Origin of the sequence: Stenotrophomonas sp. ISL-67 (assembly GCF_018612915.1) — a bacterium.
Lineage (GTDB): Bacteria > Pseudomonadota > Gammaproteobacteria > Xanthomonadales > Xanthomonadaceae > Stenotrophomonas.
Window position 1 is genome coordinate 48,754 of sequence record NZ_JAGGRL010000009.1, and the last position, 17,344, is coordinate 66,097.

At 67.3% G+C, this 17,344-nt stretch carries 17 protein-coding genes; 9 read left to right on the plus strand and 8 right to left on the minus strand.

The features are described from left to right. Positions 1 to 274: 274 nt before the first annotated feature. From J7J08_RS10545 to J7J08_RS10555, 3 genes are all read left to right on the plus strand, one after another. On the plus strand, positions 275 to 3,223 hold the full coding sequence (locus tag J7J08_RS10545) for an EAL domain-containing protein (protein ID WP_214905414.1): 2,949 nt from the start codon (positions 275 to 277) through the stop codon (positions 3,221 to 3,223). Between the two features lie 175 nt (positions 3,224 to 3,398). Next, positions 3,399 to 4,193, plus strand: coding sequence for a class III extradiol ring-cleavage dioxygenase (locus J7J08_RS10550; protein ID WP_214904988.1), 795 nt, complete (start codon positions 3,399 to 3,401; stop codon positions 4,191 to 4,193). Positions 4,194 to 4,260: 67 nt separating this feature from the next. Beyond that, a complete protein-coding gene (locus tag J7J08_RS10555) occupies positions 4,261 to 5,904 on the plus strand; it encodes a Na+/H+ antiporter (RefSeq protein WP_214904990.1) in 1,644 nt (547 codons plus the stop codon). 51 nt (positions 5,905 to 5,955) lie between these two features. Here the strand turns inward: J7J08_RS10555 and J7J08_RS10560 are convergent, their stop codons facing one another. Beyond that, complete coding sequence (locus tag J7J08_RS10560; protein WP_214904994.1) at positions 5,956 to 6,204, minus strand: DUF3297 family protein; 249 nt, start codon at positions 6,202 to 6,204, stop codon at positions 5,956 to 5,958. Between the two features lie 102 nt (positions 6,205 to 6,306). Here J7J08_RS10560 and J7J08_RS10565 point away from each other — a divergent pair, with 102 nt between their 5' ends. Next, entirely contained in the window at positions 6,307 to 6,849 is a 543-nt protein-coding gene (locus J7J08_RS10565) for a hypothetical protein (RefSeq protein WP_214904997.1), read from the plus strand. A 92-nt stretch (positions 6,850 to 6,941) separates the two neighbouring features. On the opposite strand, the gene J7J08_RS10570 is transcribed toward J7J08_RS10565, so the two are convergent. The 5 genes from J7J08_RS10570 to msrB all read right to left on the minus strand — a co-directional run bounded on the left by J7J08_RS10570 (position 6,942) and on the right by msrB (position 10,538). Beyond that, positions 6,942 to 7,217 (minus strand): DUF4031 domain-containing protein, encoded by a 276-nt coding sequence (locus tag J7J08_RS10570; protein ID WP_214905001.1) that lies wholly within the window; start codon positions 7,215 to 7,217, stop codon positions 6,942 to 6,944. A 14-nt stretch (positions 7,218 to 7,231) separates the two neighbouring features. After that, on the minus strand, positions 7,232 to 7,729 hold the full coding sequence (locus J7J08_RS10575; RefSeq protein ID WP_214905004.1) for a hypothetical protein: 498 nt from the start codon (positions 7,727 to 7,729) through the stop codon (positions 7,232 to 7,234). A 314-nt stretch (positions 7,730 to 8,043) separates the two neighbouring features. Beyond that, the gene (gene motB / locus J7J08_RS10580) at positions 8,044 to 9,042 is read right to left on the minus strand and encodes a flagellar motor protein MotB (protein ID WP_214905006.1); all 999 of its coding nucleotides are present in this window, start codon (positions 9,040 to 9,042) and stop codon (positions 8,044 to 8,046) included. A 9-nt stretch (positions 9,043 to 9,051) separates the two neighbouring features. Continuing rightward, positions 9,052 to 9,906 (minus strand): flagellar motor stator protein MotA, encoded by an 855-nt coding sequence (gene motA, locus J7J08_RS10585; RefSeq protein WP_214905008.1) that lies wholly within the window; start codon positions 9,904 to 9,906, stop codon positions 9,052 to 9,054. 164 nt (positions 9,907 to 10,070) lie between these two features. Next, the gene (gene msrB, locus J7J08_RS10590) at positions 10,071 to 10,538 is read right to left on the minus strand and encodes a peptide-methionine (R)-S-oxide reductase MsrB (RefSeq protein ID WP_214905010.1); all 468 of its coding nucleotides are present in this window, start codon (positions 10,536 to 10,538) and stop codon (positions 10,071 to 10,073) included. Positions 10,539 to 10,669: 131 nt separating this feature from the next. Here msrB and J7J08_RS10595 point away from each other — a divergent pair, with 131 nt between their 5' ends. Both J7J08_RS10595 and J7J08_RS10600 read left to right on the plus strand, forming a co-directional pair. Next, a complete protein-coding gene (locus J7J08_RS10595; protein WP_214905012.1) occupies positions 10,670 to 11,089 on the plus strand; it encodes a classical arabinogalactan protein 4 in 420 nt (139 codons plus the stop codon). Between the two features lie 144 nt (positions 11,090 to 11,233). After that, a complete protein-coding gene (locus J7J08_RS10600) occupies positions 11,234 to 11,398 on the plus strand; it encodes a lana protein (RefSeq protein WP_068848964.1) in 165 nt (54 codons plus the stop codon). A gap of 78 nt (positions 11,399 to 11,476) precedes the next feature. On the opposite strand, the gene J7J08_RS10605 is transcribed toward J7J08_RS10600, so the two are convergent. Then, a complete protein-coding gene (locus tag J7J08_RS10605) occupies positions 11,477 to 11,956 on the minus strand; it encodes an Lrp/AsnC ligand binding domain-containing protein (RefSeq protein ID WP_145481399.1) in 480 nt (159 codons plus the stop codon). 148 nt (positions 11,957 to 12,104) lie between these two features. Between J7J08_RS10605 and J7J08_RS10610 the strand changes: the two genes are divergently transcribed. Both J7J08_RS10610 and alr read left to right on the plus strand, forming a co-directional pair. Next, positions 12,105 to 13,418 (plus strand): D-amino acid dehydrogenase, encoded by a 1,314-nt coding sequence (locus tag J7J08_RS10610; RefSeq protein ID WP_214905014.1) that lies wholly within the window; start codon positions 12,105 to 12,107, stop codon positions 13,416 to 13,418. Then, positions 13,397 to 14,473 (plus strand): alanine racemase, encoded by a 1,077-nt coding sequence (gene alr, locus J7J08_RS10615; protein ID WP_214905017.1) that lies wholly within the window; start codon positions 13,397 to 13,399, stop codon positions 14,471 to 14,473. The genes J7J08_RS10610 and alr overlap by 22 nt, the downstream gene beginning before the upstream one ends. Here the strand turns inward: alr and J7J08_RS10620 are convergent. Then, positions 14,460 to 15,026: a DUF3016 domain-containing protein gene (locus tag J7J08_RS10620; RefSeq protein WP_214905020.1), complete on the minus strand. Its 567-nt coding sequence runs from the start codon at positions 15,024 to 15,026 to the stop codon at positions 14,460 to 14,462. The genes alr and J7J08_RS10620 overlap by 14 nt on opposite strands. Before the next feature lie 233 nt (positions 15,027 to 15,259). Between J7J08_RS10620 and J7J08_RS10625 the strand changes: the two genes are divergently transcribed. Further along, positions 15,260 to 17,245 carry an ATP-binding protein gene (locus tag J7J08_RS10625; RefSeq protein ID WP_251006584.1) on the plus strand — a complete coding sequence of 662 codons (1,986 nt, stop codon included), beginning with the start codon at positions 15,260 to 15,262 and terminating at the stop codon, positions 17,243 to 17,245. Positions 17,246 to 17,344 lie beyond the last annotated feature (99 nt).

Sequence of the window (17,344 nt, forward strand, 5' to 3'; positions counted from 1 at the left end):
GGCGACTATCCCAGACAGGTTCCGATCATCGGTTGTTTATTGCCCGGGCGCGTGGCGACGCGTTCATCAAATGGTGGCTTCAGGTTCAGGGAGGCGCCCCCCTTCCCGCGCCCGGCAGGCTCGTGCATGCTGGGGTCAAGGCGCTGGGCCACGGCCTTGCCTGTGGGGAACGGGCAGGAAGGACGTCAAGAAATTGCGACCTCGGCCGCTCAGGTTTGGGGAAACCAGGAAGCGTTTGCATGAAGTCAGGCCGTCACCGGGGTACAGGGTCGTGATGCCCGCGCTGAGCCAGCCCATGGCGCGGCCGCTGCGGACGATCGTGTGGCTGGGTTTCGGCCTGGGCCTGCTGCTGGGCATGGGCCTGGTGGCCATGCTGGTGAACGACTACCAACGCCGGCAGGAGGCCGCCCAGCGGCAGAGCACCGCGCTGGCCACCGGTTCGCAGCGCCTGTTGCGATTGGAACTGCGCAACCTGGAACGCGCCATGCGCGGCATCGCCACCGACGGTGCACAGCTGTTCGAGCGCGTGCCGGCGCAGGCGCCGGACCTGCTGGACGAAGCCATCGACGGGGTGCTGCAGCGGCATGCCGAGCTGGAAAGCATCGTGGTAGTGGACCCGTTCGGCCGCGCCCTGACCAGCGGCAGCGGCGACCTGACCCTGCCGCTGTGGGTGATGGAGCCGCATCGCGGCCAGGACAGCCAGCTCTACCTGGGCCCGCCGCAGGACATGGGCATGCGCCGCTGGGTGCTGCCACTGGCGCTGCCCATGGGTGAGGACCGCTGGCTGCTCAGCCGGCTGCATACCAGCGAACTGCAGGCCGTCATCAGCGGGCTGGATACCGGCTACCACGGCGTGGTCTCCATCAGCGATGTCACCGGCCATGTGCTGGCGCGCAGCCCGGACAATGAAGGGCTGACCGGGCAGCGCTTCGCGCTGCAGCAGCGCAACCTGGTGGGCCGCGAAGCGGTGACCCCGCTGGGTATCGAGTACAGCCCGATCGACAGGGTGGAACGCATCTCCACGCTGACCACGCTCGCCGAGTACCCGCTGGCGGTGTATGCGGGGCTGGGGCGGCAGGATGTGCTGGCGCCATGGTGGCCGTATGTGCAGGCCTCGGTCGGGTTGTTCCTGCTGTATTGGGGCGCGTTCGCGCTGGTGTACACCAGCCTGCGCCGCGCTACCCGCCGCCAGGATGCGATGAGCGAGGAACTGCGCACCGGCCATGCCGAACTGCGCATGGCCCACCAGGTCGGCAAGATCTGCACCTGGACGGTGGATGAGGACGCGTCCGTGCTGCGCTGGTCGCCGCTGGCGCGGGAGATCTTCGGCATCCACCTGGATTTCCTGCCGGTGGCGGCCTTCTTCAACCGTGTGCACCGCGAGGATGCGCAGCGGCTGCAGGCGGCGTTCGACCATGCCTTCGCCGGCAATGGCGTGCTGGATGAAATGTTCCGGATCGTGCTGCCGGGCGGCACCATGCGCTGGGTATCCGCGCGTGGCCAGCAGGTCGGTGGCAGCGACCGCGAGCGGCGCATGATCGGTGCGCTCACCGATGTCAGCGAACGGGTCCAGGCACTGGCGCGCGCGCAGCAGGCCGAGCGCCAGTTCCGCCTGCTGTTCGACCGCAACCCGGCGCCGTTCTGGGTGTTCGACCCGGACACGCTGCGCTTCCTGGAAGTGAACGAAGCGGCGATCCGCCAGTACGGCTACAGCCGTGAGGAATTCCTGGCGATGAGCATCCTGGACATCCGCCCGCGCGAAGGCTGGGAGGAAGTCCGCGGTGCGATCGCCAACGCGGCCAGCGGCGGCCTGCAGGACGCCGCGGTGCGCCTGCACCGGCGCAAGGACGGCACCGTGTTCGAAGTGCGCGCGCACCTGGCGCGGCTGGATTTCGATGGGCACGAGGCCTGCCTGGTGCTGGCCGAAGACATCAGCGACCGCATGGCCTATGAGCGCGACCTGGCCTACCACGCCACCCACAACCCCGCGACCGGGCTGCTCAACACGCGTGCGTTGGCCGCGCAGCTGGATGAGGAAGGCGGCAGCTACACCATCGCCTACGTGCAGTTCCGCGGGCTGCAACTGGTGGCCGATACGCTGGGCCGCGAAGTGGGCGACGTGGTGCTGCAGGCCATGGCCAAGCGGCTGGGCGGGCTGGGCGTGCGCTATGGGTTGCTGGCGTTCCAGCCGGCCGAGGATTTCATCTTCGCCATCCGCGATGACCACGAGCGCCAGACCGCGCTGGATACGCTGGTGCAGACGGTGTCCGAACCGGTGCGCGGCCAGGACTGGCTGCACCAGTTCGAACCGCGCATTGGCGTGGCCGTGAAGTTCGACGGCGATGTGGTGCGTGCCGAGCAGGTGATCGGCATGGCCGCGCAGGCCGCACATGCCGCGCGCGACGAGGGCAGCGTGATCGCCTGGTTCGACAGCGCGGTGAGCTCGCGGCTGGCCGACCGGCTGCGCCTGGCCGGGCGCATCCACAGTGCGATCGATGCTGAGTTCGCGCTGTATTTCCAGCCGATCCGCCATGCCAGCGATGGCAGCCCGGCCGCCCTGGAAGCGTTGCTGCGCTGGCCGCAGGCCGATGGCAGCTTCATTCCGCCGGGCGAGTTCATCCAGCTGTGCGAAGACACCGGGTTGATCCTGGCGCTGGGCCGCTGGGTGATCCGCGAAGCGGCGCGTGCACAGCGGCAGCTGGTGGATGCGGGGTGGGACCTGCCGATTGCGGTGAACGTGTCGGCCGTGCAGTTCTTCAACAGCGACCTGGTGGCTGAATTCAGCCGTGCCAGCCAGGAGTTCGGGCTGGCGCGCGGAGCGCTGCACGTGGAGCTGACCGAGAGCAGCCTGATGCGCAAACCGGGCCAGGCCAAGCAGACCATGCAGCGCATGCATGAGCAGGGCATCTGCATTTCGCTGGATGATTTCGGCACGGGCTATTCGAACATGTCCTACCTGCAGCACCTGCCGCTGGACATCCTGAAGATCGACCGCAGCTTCGTGGCCGATGTGGAAACCAACCCGCGCAACGCCTCGATCTGCCGGGCGCTGCTGTCGCTGGGCCACAGCATGGGCCTGACGGTGATCGCCGAAGGCGTGGAAACCCCGGGCCAGCACGAGTGGCTGGCCGCGCACGGCTGCGACCAGGTGCAGGGCTTCCTGCTGGGCCGGCCGGCGCCGCTGGTGGCGGTGATAGGGCACCTGGAAACCACAATGGCGTAGAGCGGGGCTCTGCCCCGCTGGCGTCACCGTTCGCGGAAAGGCAGCCGGGCAGAGCCTGGTGCTACGGCGTTCCGTTTTTGGAACGAACAACCGTATTTTGGATGTTTACCATCATGGTTGGAGTCAATACGCTGACAGGGCAGCACATCACTTCCTCCACGCCCGGAGCTCCCCCATGACCCGCCTTCCGTCGCTCTACATCTCCCACGGTTCCCCCATGACCGCGCTTGAACCCGGCTTGGTGGGCGTGCGCCTGGCCGAGCTGGCCGCGCAGCTGCCGCGCCCGCGCGCGATCGTGATGGCCTCGGCGCACTGGCTGACCCGCCAGCCGGTGGTGGGCGCGCACCCGCAGCCGCCGACCATCCACGACTTCGGTGGCTTTCCGCAGGCGCTGTTCGACCTGCAGTACCCGGCACCGGGCGATCCGGCGCTGGCCGAGGAGGTGGCGCACCGGCTGGCCGCGGCCTGGCTGCCCACCGCCGTGGACCCCACCCGTGGCCTCGACCACGGCGCGTGGGTGCCGCTGCGCCTGCTCTACCCGCAGGCCGACATTCCGGTGGTACCGCTGGCGCTGCAGCCGCTGCAGGGGCCGGCCCACCAGTTCGCGCTGGGTCGTGCGCTGGCGCCGCTGCGCGAGCAGGGCGTGCTGCTGGTCGGCTCGGGCAGCATCACCCATAACCTGCACGACTTCCGCGAGTACCAGAGCGGCGGCGAAGCCCCCTACGTGCGCCCCTTCATCGAATGGGTGGAGCAGCGCCTGCAGGCCAATGACAGCGCCGCATTGCTCGATTACCGCCGCCAGGCACCGCATGCCGAACGCGCGCACCCCACCGACGAGCACTTCCAGCCGTTGCATTTCGCACTCGGCGCGGCCGGCGGCGACGTGCTGGGCGCACAGCGCATCGATGCCGGTATCGATGCGGGCATGCTGGCGATGGATATCTACCGCTTCGACGGCGAGGCGGCATGAGGGCGCTGCAATAGGGCGCGGTTCGGGGTGGGTGTGGTAATTTTTTTCCAGGCTCTCTGGAAAATGCATGCATACGATTGAAGTCGTCCTGGCGATGCTGGTGGCGGTAGTCGCCAGCGGCTACCTGGTCCGCGTACTGCCGTTGTCGCTGCCGCTGCCGCTGGTGCAGATCGGCCTGGGTGCGGTGATTGCGGGCGTATTCAACCGCGGCCACGCGCTGGAACCGGAGATGTTCTTCCTGCTGTTCCTGCCGCCGCTGCTGTTCCTGGACGGCTGGCGCATTCCCAAGCAGGGCCTGTTCCGCGACAAGGGCGTGATCCTCGAACTGGCGTTCGGGCTGGTGGTGATCACCGTGATCGGCGCCGGCCTGCTGATCCACTGGATGATTCCCGTGATGCCGCTGGCCGTGGCCTTCGCGCTGGCGGCGATCATTTCGCCGACCGACCCGGTGGCGGTGAGTTCGATCGCCTCGCGCGCGCCGATTCCCAAGCGCCTGCTGCACATCCTGGAAGGCGAATCGCTGTTGAACGATGCCTCCGGCCTGGTCTGCTTCCGCTTCGCGGTGGCAGCGGTGATGACCGGTACGTTCTCGCTGGCCAACGCCTCGCTGACCTTCCTGTGGGTGGCGCTGGCCGGTCTGGCGATCGGCGTGGCGGTCACCCTGGGTGTGTCCACGTTCCAGCGGTGGCTGTGGCGGCGCTTCGGCGAAGAGCCGGGCGCCGCGTTGCTGGTCAACCTGCTGATTCCCTTCGCCGCCTACCTGCTGGCCGAAGAAGCCAATGCCTCGGGCATCCTGGCCGCCGTTGCGGCCGGCATCACCATGAGCTACGTCGAGCTCACCGGCCGGGTCTCGGGCAGCATGCGCGTGCAGCGCACGGCGGTGTGGAACATGCTGCAGTTCTCCTTCAACGGCATCATGTTCGTGCTGCTGGGCGAACAGTTGCCGGGGATCGTGGAGCGGGCCATCGCCACCATGGGCGAAAGCGGGCACCACAATGCCTGGTGGCTGCTGGTGTACGTGGTGGTGATCAACCTGGCGTTGGTGCTGCTGCGGCTGGGCTGGGTGTGGTTGTCGCTGCGCTGGAGCCTGCTGCGGGCCAAGCATCGCGGCGAAGAGCGCCAGGGCACCTCGTGGCGGATCGTGGTGGCCACCTCGCTGGCAGGCGTGCGCGGTGCGATCACCCTGGCCGGCGTGCTGACCCTGCCGTTGTTCCTGCCGGACGGCAGTGCGTTCCCCGCGCGCGACCTGGTGATCTTCCTGGCGGCCGCGGTGATCCTGGTGTCGCTGGTGGGCGCCAGCGTGGCGTTGCCACGCCTGCTCAAGGGCCTGGAGCTGCCGGCCGATTCGGGCGAGCGCAAGGAAGAAGACCTGGCCCGGCGCATGGCCGCCAAGGCCGCGCTGGCCGGGGTGGAACGCAAGCGGCAGGAGCTGGTGGATCACCAGAGCACCGAGAACGTGCAGTTGTACAACGACGCGGCGGCACGGGTGAGCCTGCTGTACCAGCGCAACCTGGAGAAGGAGCAGGGCCCTGATGCAGACCCGGACAAAGTGCAGCGCATGGAGCAGGGCTACCGCCAGCTGCGCAGCGCCGGCTTGACCGCCGAGCGCGAGGAATTGTTCCGGCTGACGCGGCGCGGGCGGATCTCCGATGAGATCTCGCGCAAGCTGATCCGCAACCTGGACCTGCTGGAAACCCGGCAAAGGGATTGACGGCGCAGCCGTCAATCCCGGGTAGCAACCGACCGTTGGTCGGTTGACCGATTATTCCGGCTTCTGATCCAGGTAATACGCCACCACGGTGCCCTTGACCTTGATGGTCATCGGGTTGCCGCGACGGTCGCGGGCCTTGCCGGCCTGCACCCGGATCCAGCCTTCGCTGACCGAGTATTCCTCGACGTTGTCGCGCTCGACATCGTTGAAACGGATGCCCACGCCGCGCTCCAGCGCAGCGGCATCATGGAAGGGGCTGGCCGGATTGATCGCCAGGTGGTCGGGAGGGGTATCGCTCATGGTCACGGGATGCTGACGGCCACCACGGCCGTCTTCAGGCGCACAGGATAAACCGTGTGGCCCCCGTGGCAGAATGCCTGCCTGTCTCCAGGAATACCGGCCATGCCCGACAACAGCGATTATTTCGACTTCGAAGAAGAAGAACGCGATTTCGACGAAGACGACTTCGAGGCCCGGATCTGGAACCTGTTCGTGCTGATCAACCCGGGCGACGAGGAACTGGGCCTGCAGCAGTTCAACCGCTGGCGCGAGGCGCTGCTGGAGAACGGCGAGGAGATCGACGAGGAAGCCGACTGGCTGCCGCCGCTGATGACCGCCATTGCCTGGCAGTCCGGCTTTGAAGTGGACCGTGGCGATACCGATTCGCTGGTCTCTGCGGTGAACGAGCTGTCCGCGCGCTGGAACCTGCAGCTGGACTGGGGCGGCGACCTCGACGACGAGGACTTCGCTGCCGACATGGACGCGCCAAGGTTGATGGGCACCGCCTACGACCGCCTGCGCGAGCACAATTACTCGCTGTGGAGCGTGGACACCGGCAACGGCGGCCTGGCCGGCTGGATGGCGCTGCAGCGCGATGATGACGCCATGCTGGCGCTGTGTTCGCTGCTGGGCGTGGAAGTGCGGCCGGGGTCGGATCCGTTTTAACCCGGCTCGGCCCCGTTCGCACCGGTAGCGCCGGCCGTTGGCCGGCCCTCATGATCTTCGGGAAGACCGCCTGGGCCGGCCAACGGCCGGCGCTACCCGCTGTATTGCGTTCTCGCATTCGCAATTACCGCTTTCACCAGCGCGCGGTCGGTGTGCCGCGAAATCGCCTTCGCACCCAGCGCGATCGCTTGCAGCCGCAACGGTGCAGGCACGTCGTAGTGGGCGCCGCTGCGGCGGTTCTGGAAGGCCCGGCGCGGAATCCCGAGCTGCGCCGCCATGGCGTGCAGCTCGGGCAGGGTGTCGGCCATCAGATGCGCCCAGCGCTCGCCGCGCCAGGGGTGTACCGCATCGTCGATATAGACCGTCACCGGGTGGCCGTGGCTCAGGCCTGCGGCTTGTCGTCGCTGGCGGCCGGGGTGGCGTCGGCGTCGCCGGCAGCCGGTTCGTCGGCCGGGGCGTCTTCGGCGGCGTTTTCAGCGTCATCGCCGTCTTCGCCTTCCACGCCTTCGAACTCGGAGACCAGCTGGCCCAGGTACTCGTCGGCGGTCTTGCCTTCGTCAGCGGCCAGATCGTCAATCAGCTGCTGCAACTGGGTCGAGTATTCCAGGGTGACCTTGCGGCCTTCCTTTTCCTGCACGTTGGCGAGGTGCTTGAGCATGGCCAGCATCGGCACCGGGTTGTCGGCGTTGCCCATGGTCTGGCCCCCGATGGCCAGCAGCCATTCGGTGCCCTGCAGGCCGATGGCGGCGACCACCTGGCCTTCTTCGTTGGTCAGCACGGCGTGGTTCTGGACCGGCTGCTGGGCGTTGAGGCGGTTGATCGGGCGCTTGGGCTGGAGCTTCCTGCGCTTGTCGCGCTTGGCTTTGGACTGCTTGGACATTCGGGGGATCTTTCGTTGAACGGAAAGGCACATTGTAAGCCCTGGCGTCGGACGCACCGCCTGGGCCGGCCAACGGCCGGCGGGTACGCGTCATCGCATGCGCGCTGCCGCCCCACGATCCGCTGCGCGGATCGCGAGCCCCTCTTATCGTGCCTCCCCACCCCCGCCGCTTCGCGGCCGCCCCCGTACACCGGGGGCTCTCCACCGGATGCGCCGCTTGGGCCTGGGTACGGGCTTCGTTCGGGAGAATGCCAGGGGTAGCCCCGGCCGTTGGCCGGATCACGCGGTGCTTTCCAATGCGCACCCTGTCGGCGTCAGGGACCTGCGGATGCCTCCACCGGGGCCGCCGGGGCCAGCACGGGCACCGGCGGGCCGACCGCAGGCGCTATCTGAGCCCGCACGTCCGGATCGGTGACGGCCGGCGAGAGCGCCACCTCCTGGCCTGAACCTGCCAGCGCGGCGGCTTCGGCAGCCTTGGTCATCACCACGATGCTGATGCGGCGGTTGATCGGGTTGTCCGGCTGGGTCTTGTCGAACAGCACCGAGGACGACAGGCCGACCACGCGGGTGACCTTTTCATCGGCCATGCCGCCATCGAGCAGCGCACGCCGGGCCGCGTTGGCGCGGTCCGCGCTGAGCTCCCAGTTGCTGTAGCCGTGGGTGGCGTTGTAGGCGGTGGTATCGGTGTGGCCGGTGATGCTGATCCGGTTCGGCACGTGGTTGATGAACTGCGAGAGCTCGCGAAGGATGTCGCGCGTGTAGGTCTTCAGCGCCGCGCTGCCCATGTCGAACATCGGGCGGTTCTGCTTGTCCACGATCTGGATGCGCAGGCCTTCCGGGGTCAGGTCCAGCAGCAACTGGTCCTTGAACGGTTCCAGCGCCTGGCTCCGGCTGATCGCTTCTTCCAGTTCCTGCTTGAGCGCTTCCAACTGCTTCTTCTCGCGCTCTCGCTCCTCTTCCTGCGGCACCGGGCGCTCGGCCTGGTGGTTCTGGAACGGGTCGTTGCTGTTGCCACGCGAGATATCGGTGGCACCGCCCAGCTTGATCATCGAGGTACTGGCACCGCCCGGTCCGGCCATGCCCGGAGCGGGCGTGGGGCTCTGGCCGGTCAACGGGCTGGGGTTGCGGAAGTACTCGGAAATGGACGCGCGTTCGGGCTTGGTGGTGGCCGCCATCAGCCACAGCACCAGGAAGAACGCCATCATGGCGGTCACGAAGTCGGCATAGGCCACCTTCCAGGCGCCACCGTGATGGGTCGCATGGCGGCCCTTCCTGACCCGGCGGACGATGACGGTGGGTTTGTTCTCGGCCATGGTGGTGCCTTACTTGACCGTCTTGAGGTGCTGTTCGAATTCGCTGAATCCCGGGCGCACATTGGACGGCAGGGTCTTGCGGGCGAATTCCAGCGCGATCTTCGGGTTGTAGCCGCGCAGGCACGCCAACAGGGCGGTCTTGACCGATTCGTAGATGCGGCTGTCCTGTTCGGCGCGCGCTTCCACCGCCGCCGCCAGCGGGCCGACGAAGCCATAGGCCAGCAGGATGCCCAGGAAGGTACCCACCAGCGCGCCGGCCACGTGCGTGCCTACTTCGGTGATTTCGCCGCCGATCGACCCCATGGTGATCACGATGCCGAGCACCGCGGCCACGATGCCAAAGCCGGGCAGGCCGTCGGAGACCTTGTTGAGCGCGGCCGACGGCTGCATGGCCTCGGCGTGGTGCTTTTCCAGCTCCATTTCCAGCAGCGGTTCCAGCTCGTGCGGCTCGATGTTGCTGCCGATCATCAGGCGCAGGCAATCGGTGATGAAGTCCACCAGATGCTGGTCGGCCTGCACCTTGGGGTAGTTGGCGAAAATGGCGCTGTCGGCCGGGCGTTCGACATGGTCTTCCAGCGCCATGAAGCCTTCGCGGCGGGCCTTGTTGAGCAGTTCGTAGAGCAGGCTCAGGACATCGATATAGTCCTGCTGCTTGTAACGCGGGCCCTTGAACACGTCCACGGTGGCCTGCAGGGTCTGCTTGACGGTCTTGACCGGGGTGCCGACCAGGAACGCACCCAGCGCCGCCCCCCCGATGATGACCAGCTCATAGGGCTGCCACAGGGCTGCCAGCTTGCCGTGCGCGCCGACATAGCCGCCGAACACGCTGAGGATGACGATCAGGAAGCCAACAATGATGAGCATGGGGCGGACGCGGCGTGGGGGATACCTCCATGTCGGCCTGGCGCGGGGGTTCTGAAGGGCAGCGCCTGTTCGATGTCACAGTTTTGGCCAGCGAAGCGTACCCACCAACGGTGGGTACCTACCGGCTTCTCGTACCCACCAACGGTGGGTACGCGTTCGCGGGCTCAACCCGCCGGCTGAGCCTCGGCGCCTCCGCGTTGCAGCGGGTCCGGATACGGTTCGCCGTTCGGGGTGAACTGCAGCGAGACCGAATTCAGGCAGTGCCGCTCGAAGGTGGGCGCCGGGCCGTCCGGGAAGACGTGACCAAGATGACTGTCACAGCGGGCGCAAACGATTTCAGTTCGCACCATGCCATGACTGGCATCACGGATTTCACGCACATGGGCCGGCTCGAACGGGGCGAAGAAGCTCGGCCAGCCGGTGCCCGAGTCGAATTTGGTGCTGGAGCGGAACAGCGGCAGGCCGCACAGGCGGCAGCCATAGACGCCGTCCTGCTTGTTGTCCAGGAACACGCCACAGAATGGCGCTTCGGTGCCGTGCTGGAGCAGTACGCGGCGCTCGTCCGCGCTGAGCCCGGCAACCAGGGCGTCGCGCTGGGCGTCGCTGGGCGGGGAGAGATCGAAAGCGGTCATGGGCAGTCCTCGTGGGGATGGCAGGAAAATGGGGGCGGCCACCGCCGGGGGCAAGCGCTGTGGGCGTTCATGGTGCTGACACGCTTGCGGGCGCAGGGTGAACGCATGTTTCCCGCCGTGAGTCCGCTGCCATGAACCGCCTCTCCTGGCTTGCCCTGTCGCTGCTGGTGCTGGTGCCGCTGGGCGCGGAAGCGCAGATCGCCGCGCCACGCAGCCCCACCGACACCCGGCCTGCGACCCGCCCCGCGCCGATCCAGGCGCCACCTTCCACCCCGGTGCGTCCCGCCCCTGCAGACAACCGCATGGCGCCGGTGACAACGCCAGCGCAGACCACGCAGCAGCTGCGTACCCACCCGATCCAGAGCCAAGGCCCGGCGCAGGTGGTGCCGCCTGCGCCGCCGGCCACCACCGCGCCACCGAAGGTCTACGACCGCCATGGCCGGATCATTCCGGGCATGAAGCAGGTAGGGCCGAACCGCGTGCTCGATACGCGCACGGGTCGCTATTACGACGCCGTGCCGAGTGGCGATGGGCAACGCATCAAGCCCTGATGCATGAACGTTTCACAACCACTACCCGCAGTCATCCGTGTCAACGCCGCAGCTCACTGCAATTTCGCCCGCGATTAACTGCTTCCGGCCGAGTCTTTACGTGCGCCGCAACAACGCGCATCCCCAAGCTCAGAAGGTGCAGTCATGGCTAATCAGCAAAAGGGCAATCCCGGCAAGATGCCGCAGGAACAGCAGGGCCAGCAGAACCAGAAATCCGGCCAGCAGAACCAGCAGCAATGGGATCAGCAGAACCAGAAAGGTGGCAAACAGCAGGACCAGCGCCACCAGGACCAGAAACAGCAGCGTTGATGCGCTGGTCGGCAACTACACGGGCGGTGCGCGCAGGCGCGCCGCCCTTTGCGTTCGGGTGGCTCGATCGGGAGCGGGTCAATCCGGAATCGGCAGGGTCAGCGTTTCCTTGACCTCTTCCATCACGATGTAGCTCTTGGATTCGCGCACGTGCGGCAGGGTCAGCAGGGTGCTGCCGAGCAGCTTGCGGTAGGACGCCATTTCGCTGATGCGCGCCTTGAGCAGGTAGTCGAAATCCCCCGACACCAGGTGGCATTCCAGTACGTTCGGCAGCTTCAGTGCCGCGCGGCGGAACTCTTCGAAGATGTCGCCGGATTTGTAGGCCAGGCTGATTTCCACGAACACCAGCAGGCTGGCCTTGAGGTACTGCGGGTCGAGCCGGGCGTAGTAGCCGGTAATGGCGCCATCGCGTTCCAGCCGGCGCACCCGCTCGGTGCACGGGGTGGTGGACAGCCCCACGCGCTCGCCCAGTTCGGTGAAGGAAATGCGCCCCTCGTCCTGCAGGATGCGCAGGATCTTGCGGTCGATCTTGTCCAGCTCGCGGGGACGTGCAGCCATGGTGTCAGCTTCTCGGGGGCGTTGGCGCGACAATATCCTGCATGATGAGCCAAAAACAGCAAATTTGATTGGTTTGGCCGGAATATACTTCCTCAATTATGGTCCCGGCACGCTCCAGTGCAGGGAATGATCGGGTTGGAGAGGTCTCATGCGCGTTCTAGTCCTTGGCAGTGGGGTAATCGGCACGACCAGTGCCTGGTACCTGCGGCAGGCCGGGTTTGAAGTCACGGTGGTCGACCGCCAGCCCGGCCCGGCGCTGGAAACCAGCTTTGCCAACGCCGGCCAGCTGTCGTTCGGCTATACCTCGCCGTGGGCTGCCCCGGGCGTGCCGCTCAAGGCGATGAAGTGGCTGTTCTCGGAACACGCGCCGCTGGCGATCCGCCCCGGCCTGGACGTGAACCAGTACCGCTGGCTGGCGCAGATGCTGCGCAACTGCACGCACGAACGCTACGCCATCAACAAGGCGCGCATGGTGCGCATGTCCGAATACAGCCGCGACTGCCTCAACGAGCTGCGCGTGCAGACCGGCATCGAGTTCGAAGGCCGCGACCTGGGCACCACCCAGCTGTTCCGCACCCAGCAGCAGCTGGATGCATCGGCACAGGACATCGAAGTGCTGGCGCAGTACGGCGTGCCCTATGAAGTGCTGGACCGCGACGGCATCATCGCCCACGAACCGGCGCTGGCCAGCGTGGCCGACACGCTGGTGGGCGCGCTGTGGCTGCCGCGCGACCAGACCGGCGATTGCCAGCTGTTCACCCGCCGCCTGGCGCAGATGGCCATGGATGCCGGGGTGGAGTTCCGCTTCGACCAGGATATCGCCGGGCTGGAAACCGACGGCGACCGCATCACCGGCGTGCGCATCGACGGCAAGGTTGAAACCGCAGACCGCTACGTGGTCGCGCTGGGCAGCTATTCGCCGTCGCTGGTGGCACCCCTGGGCATGCGCCTGCCGGTGTACCCGCTGAAGGGGTACTCGCTGACCCTGCCGATCACCAACGTGGCGATGGCGCCGACCTCGACCATCCTGGACGAGAGCTACAAGGTGGCAGTAACCCGCTTCGACGACCGCATCCGCGTGGGTGGCATGGCCGAAGTGGGCGGGTTCGACCTGTCGTTGTCGCCGCGCCGCCGCGCCACCCTGGAAAAGGTGGTGGGCGACCTGTACCCGGACGGCGGCGACCTGTCGCGTGCCGAGTTCTGGACCGGGCTGCGCCCGGCCACGCCGGATGGCACGCCGGTGATCGGCGCCACCCCATACCGCAACCTGTTCCTCAATACCGGCCACGGCACGCTGGGGTGGACCATGGCCTGCGGCTCGGGCCGCTACCTGGCCGACCTGATGAGCGCGCGCCAGCCGCAGATCAGCACCGAAGGCCTGGATATCTTCCGTTATGGCGGCCACCGCGCCGCTTCCGTCCAACACAGTGAACCCAAAACATGCGCCCAGCCCGCGCGTTGATCGACCTGGACGCGTTGCGCTCCAACTTCCGCCTGGCCCGTGAACTGGGCGGCGGTCGCAAGACCCTGGCCGCGGTAAAGGCCGATGCCTACGGCCACGGCGCGGTGGCCTGCGCGCGCGCGCTGGATGGCGAAGCCGATGCGTTCGGCGTGGCCTGCATCGAAGAAGCGCTGGAGCTGCGCGCGGCCGGCATCGCCTCGCCGATCCTGCTGCTGGAGGGTTTTTTCGATGCCGATGAGCTGCCGCTGATCGTCCAGCACAACCTGTGGTTCGCGGTGGCCGCGCCCTGGCAGGTGGAGGCGGTGGAGGCCTTCCAGACCGGCGCCACGCTGCATATCTGGCTGAAGCTGGACAGCGGCATGCACCGCCTGGGCCTGGCCCCGGCAGAATTCCGCGCCGCGCATGCGCGCCTGTCGGCCCTGCCGCAGGTGGCGCCGATGGTGCTGATGAGCCACATGGCCCGCGCCGACGAACTGGACAGCCCGCGCACGCACGAACAGGCCGCCCTGTTCGCGGCCACCATCGACGGCCTGGCGGGCGAAACCAGCCTGTGCAATTCACCGGCCCTGCTGGGCTGGCCCGATGTGCGCAGCGACTGGGTGCGCCCAGGCTTGATGCTGTACGGGGCCAACCCGCTGCAGAAGCACAATGCGTTCACCGAGCGCCTGCGCCCGGTGATGACCATGCAGTCGAAGATCTTCGCCACCCGCGAGATCGCCGCCGGTGAACCGGTCGGCTATGGCGCCCGCTTCGTGGCCGAACGTCCCACCCGCGTGGGTGTGGTGGCGTTGGGCTATGCCGACGGCTACCCGCAGTTCGCGCCGAACGGCACCCCGGTGCAGATCGATGGCCAGCCCGGCCACCTGATCGGCCGGGTTTCCATGGACATGCTTACCGTGGACCTGACCGACCTGCCGCAGGCCGGGGTGGGCAGCACCGTGACGCTATGGGGCGAGGCCCCGCGCCTGGATGTACTGGCCCCACTGTGCAACGTGAGCGCCTACCAGCTGCCGTGTGCGGTCAAGCGCGTGGCGCGGGTGGTCAGCGGCGGGTAGTGGGCAGCAGGTTGCGCAGCCAGTTGTCCAGCATCCGCTTCTCGTAACGCAGCGGATCGCTGTCGCTGCGCAGGCCGCCGTTGTGCAGGTAGTTCATGTCGATCAGCTTCACGTCGGTACCCTGCTGGACCACGCCGCCATGGGCGTCGCGCAGGGTGAAGTTCAGCGTCATCCGCGGCGGATAAAGGTCGCGCATGATCCGGATGTCGTTGGTACGCGGGCCATGCTGCGGCTCGAAATCCCCGGCGCGCTTGATGTCGGTGATCTGCACCTCCAGCGTCTGGCCCGGCGACAGGCGTTTGACGGCGCTTTTACGCAGCGAATCGGCCAACTGGTACACCCAGTTGCCGCTTTGGGCCTCGAACCGGTTGGAGTTGGTGCGGATTTCAGTGAACTGGGCCGGGTCGGTCCAGCTGACCTGCACGGGGCTGTCGCCGGTGAGGGCGCGCGGTGCGTCGGGGGCGGTGACCGTGCGCGGGCCGGCGGATGCGCAGCCGGCAACCAGCAGCATCAGACAGCTGAGAGCACCAGCCAACAAGGGTTTGCGGTTCATGGCGTTGCCTCGGTCGGGGTTGCGGAAAGTGGATCATCCGCAGTGTGATCCTGATCCCGGGCCGGAACAATTGCCAGCCGCGATGCGCATGATCGCGAATGGGGGCGAATTCACTTACGTCAAATCAGGTCAACCTGCTTGACGCTACGAATACGCGGTCTGGAAGATGCTGTATTCCTCCGCTCCGCCAGTTGCCCCTCTTGACGCCCTTGCCCAGCCTGCCTGCCTCCACCCTGGAACGCGCCCCGTATGCGGCCCCGGCCTCGGACCCTTCCCTGCACCGCAGCGTGCTGGAAGGTCTCAGCGCGGGCTTCTGCATCATCGAAGTGATGGTCGAAAATGGCGTCGGCGTGGATTACCGGTTCCTGGAAGTCAACGACGCCTTCGAGCGCAACACGGGCATGGAGCAGGCCTCCGGGCGGTTGATGAGCGAGCTGCAACCGGCCCACGAGCAGGAGTGGTACCGGGTCTACGGCCAGATCGCGTTGACCGGGCGGTCGCAACAGTTCGAGCTGGAAGCCCGCGCGCTGGGCCGCTGGTATGCGGTGGAAGCGATGCGGGTAGGCCAGCCGCACGAACGGCGGGTGGCGGTGCTGTTCTTCGACATCACCAACCGCAAGCAGATCGAAGTGGAACTGGCCGAGAGCGAGGCGCGCTTCAGTGCGCTGGCCGATGGCCTGCCCATGCCGGTCTGGGTGCTGGACGAACGCGGGCATGCGCGCTTCGTCAACAGTGCGTTCACCGAATTCTTTGGGGGCGACGAGCAGCGCGTGCCGGAAGATGTCTGGCGCGGCGTGGTCCACCCTGACGATGTGTCGGTGTTCGATTACGAGCTGCAGGCCGCCTTGAAGGCACAGCGCTCGATGCAGGTGCTGGTGCGTGGATTGCGTTCCGACGGACAGTGGCGCTGGCTGGAAATGAATGCCCAGCCGCGCTTCTCGCGCATGGGCCGCTTCATCGGCCTGGCCGGCAGCAGCAGCGATGTCACCGAGCGCCGCGAAATCGAGATGGCGCGCGAAGAGCTGCTGCAGTCCGAGCGCGCCGCGCGCAACGCCGCTGAAAGCATGGCGCGGCTGAAGGACGAATTCCTGGCCACGCTGTCGCACGAGCTGCGCACGCCGCTGACCACCATCCTGGGCTGGAGCGAGCTGCTGCTGCAGCGCGTGGACGACACCAGCCCGATGTTCAAGGGTCTGGGCGTGATCGCCAACAGCGCCATGGCGCAGAAGCGGCTGATCTCGGACATGCTGGACCTGAGCAGCATGCTGCTGGGCAAGGTGCAGCTGGAAGTGGAAGTGCTGGACCTGCGCGCCCAGCTCACCGAGGCCATGCGTGCCCAGGAGCTGGTGGCCGAAGGCAAGGCGCTGGACACCCTGCTGGTCATGCCCGACGAACCGGCGCTGGTGCTGGGCGATGCCACCCGCCTGCAGCAGGTGCTGTGGAACCTGCTCAGCAACGCCATCAAGTTCACCCCCGCCGCTGGCTCGGTCATGGTCACCCTGGCCACCGACGGTGCGCACTGGACGGTGACCGTGGCCGATTCAGGCGACGGCATCGCCCCGGAGTTCCTGCGCCATCTGTTCGGGCGCTTCCGCCAGGCCGATGGCACCACCACGCGCCGCCATGGCGGCCTGGGCCTGGGCCTGGCGATCGTGCAGCAACTGGTGGAACTGCACGGTGGCACGGTCAGTGCCAACAGCGAAGGGCATGGCCAGGGCGCGCAGTTTACCGTGCAGCTGCCGCGCTACCAGCCGCAGGCCGATGGACGGCCGCTGCGCGAAGTGTTCAGCGGCCCGATCCGCGAACAGCTGATCGAACCGTTCCCGCTCAAGGGCCTGCGCCTGATGGCGGTGGAGGACCAGCCCGACGTGCTGGAATACCTGCGCCGGCTGCTGGAAGAGCAGGGCGCGCAGGTCACGGCGGCGGCGTCGGCCGGCGAAGCGCTGGCGCTGCTGGATGCCGGCGGCCATGAGGCGGTGGATGTGCTGCTCACCGACATCGGCATGCCGGGCATGGATGGCTATGGCCTGGTGAGCACGCTGCGCGGCGAGTTCGGCTTGGACGAACACGCGTTGCCGGTGGTGGCGGTCACGGCGCTGGCGCGCGCCGACGACCGCAAGCGCGCGCTGGCGTCGGGCTTCCAGGAACACGTTGCCAAGCCCTACTCGGTCGCGCAGCTGGTGTCGGCGGTACGCAGCGTGCTCGCCGCGCGGAATTGACCATTGCCACGCAGGGCGTGCATTGCCGCGGCTTGTACCTGTTTTGCCACGCAGGGCGTGGCACTACGCGCCGCTTGTCGTAGAGCCACGCCCTGCGTG

Bases quoted from the DNA above. Each gene is read 5' to 3' on its own strand.
- J7J08_RS10545 (WP_214905414.1), top strand. From the start codon at position 275: ATGCCCGCGCTGAGCCAGCCCATGGCGCGGCCGCTGCGGACGATCGTG.
- J7J08_RS10550 (WP_214904988.1), top strand. From the start codon at position 3,399: ATGACCCGCCTTCCGTCGCTCTACATCTCCCACGGTTCCCCCATGACC.
- J7J08_RS10555 (WP_214904990.1), top strand. From the start codon at position 4,261: ATGCATACGATTGAAGTCGTCCTGGCGATGCTGGTGGCGGTAGTCGCC.
- J7J08_RS10560 (WP_214904994.1), bottom strand. From the start codon at position 6,204: ATGAGCGATACCCCTCCCGACCACCTGGCGATCAATCCGGCCAGCCCC.
- J7J08_RS10565 (WP_214904997.1), top strand. From the start codon at position 6,307: ATGCCCGACAACAGCGATTATTTCGACTTCGAAGAAGAAGAACGCGAT.
- J7J08_RS10575 (WP_214905004.1), bottom strand. From the start codon at position 7,729: ATGTCCAAGCAGTCCAAAGCCAAGCGCGACAAGCGCAGGAAGCTCCAG.
- motB (WP_214905006.1), bottom strand. From the start codon at position 9,042: ATGGCCGAGAACAAACCCACCGTCATCGTCCGCCGGGTCAGGAAGGGC.
- motA (WP_214905008.1), bottom strand. From the start codon at position 9,906: ATGCTCATCATTGTTGGCTTCCTGATCGTCATCCTCAGCGTGTTCGGC.
- msrB (WP_214905010.1), bottom strand. From the start codon at position 10,538: ATGACCGCTTTCGATCTCTCCCCGCCCAGCGACGCCCAGCGCGACGCC.
- J7J08_RS10595 (WP_214905012.1), top strand. From the start codon at position 10,670: ATGAACCGCCTCTCCTGGCTTGCCCTGTCGCTGCTGGTGCTGGTGCCG.
- J7J08_RS10600 (WP_068848964.1), top strand. From the start codon at position 11,234: ATGGCTAATCAGCAAAAGGGCAATCCCGGCAAGATGCCGCAGGAACAG.
- J7J08_RS10605 (WP_145481399.1), bottom strand. From the start codon at position 11,956: ATGGCTGCACGTCCCCGCGAGCTGGACAAGATCGACCGCAAGATCCTG.
- J7J08_RS10610 (WP_214905014.1), top strand. From the start codon at position 12,105: ATGCGCGTTCTAGTCCTTGGCAGTGGGGTAATCGGCACGACCAGTGCC.
- alr (WP_214905017.1), top strand. From the start codon at position 13,397: ATGCGCCCAGCCCGCGCGTTGATCGACCTGGACGCGTTGCGCTCCAAC.
- J7J08_RS10620 (WP_214905020.1), bottom strand. From the start codon at position 15,026: ATGAACCGCAAACCCTTGTTGGCTGGTGCTCTCAGCTGTCTGATGCTG.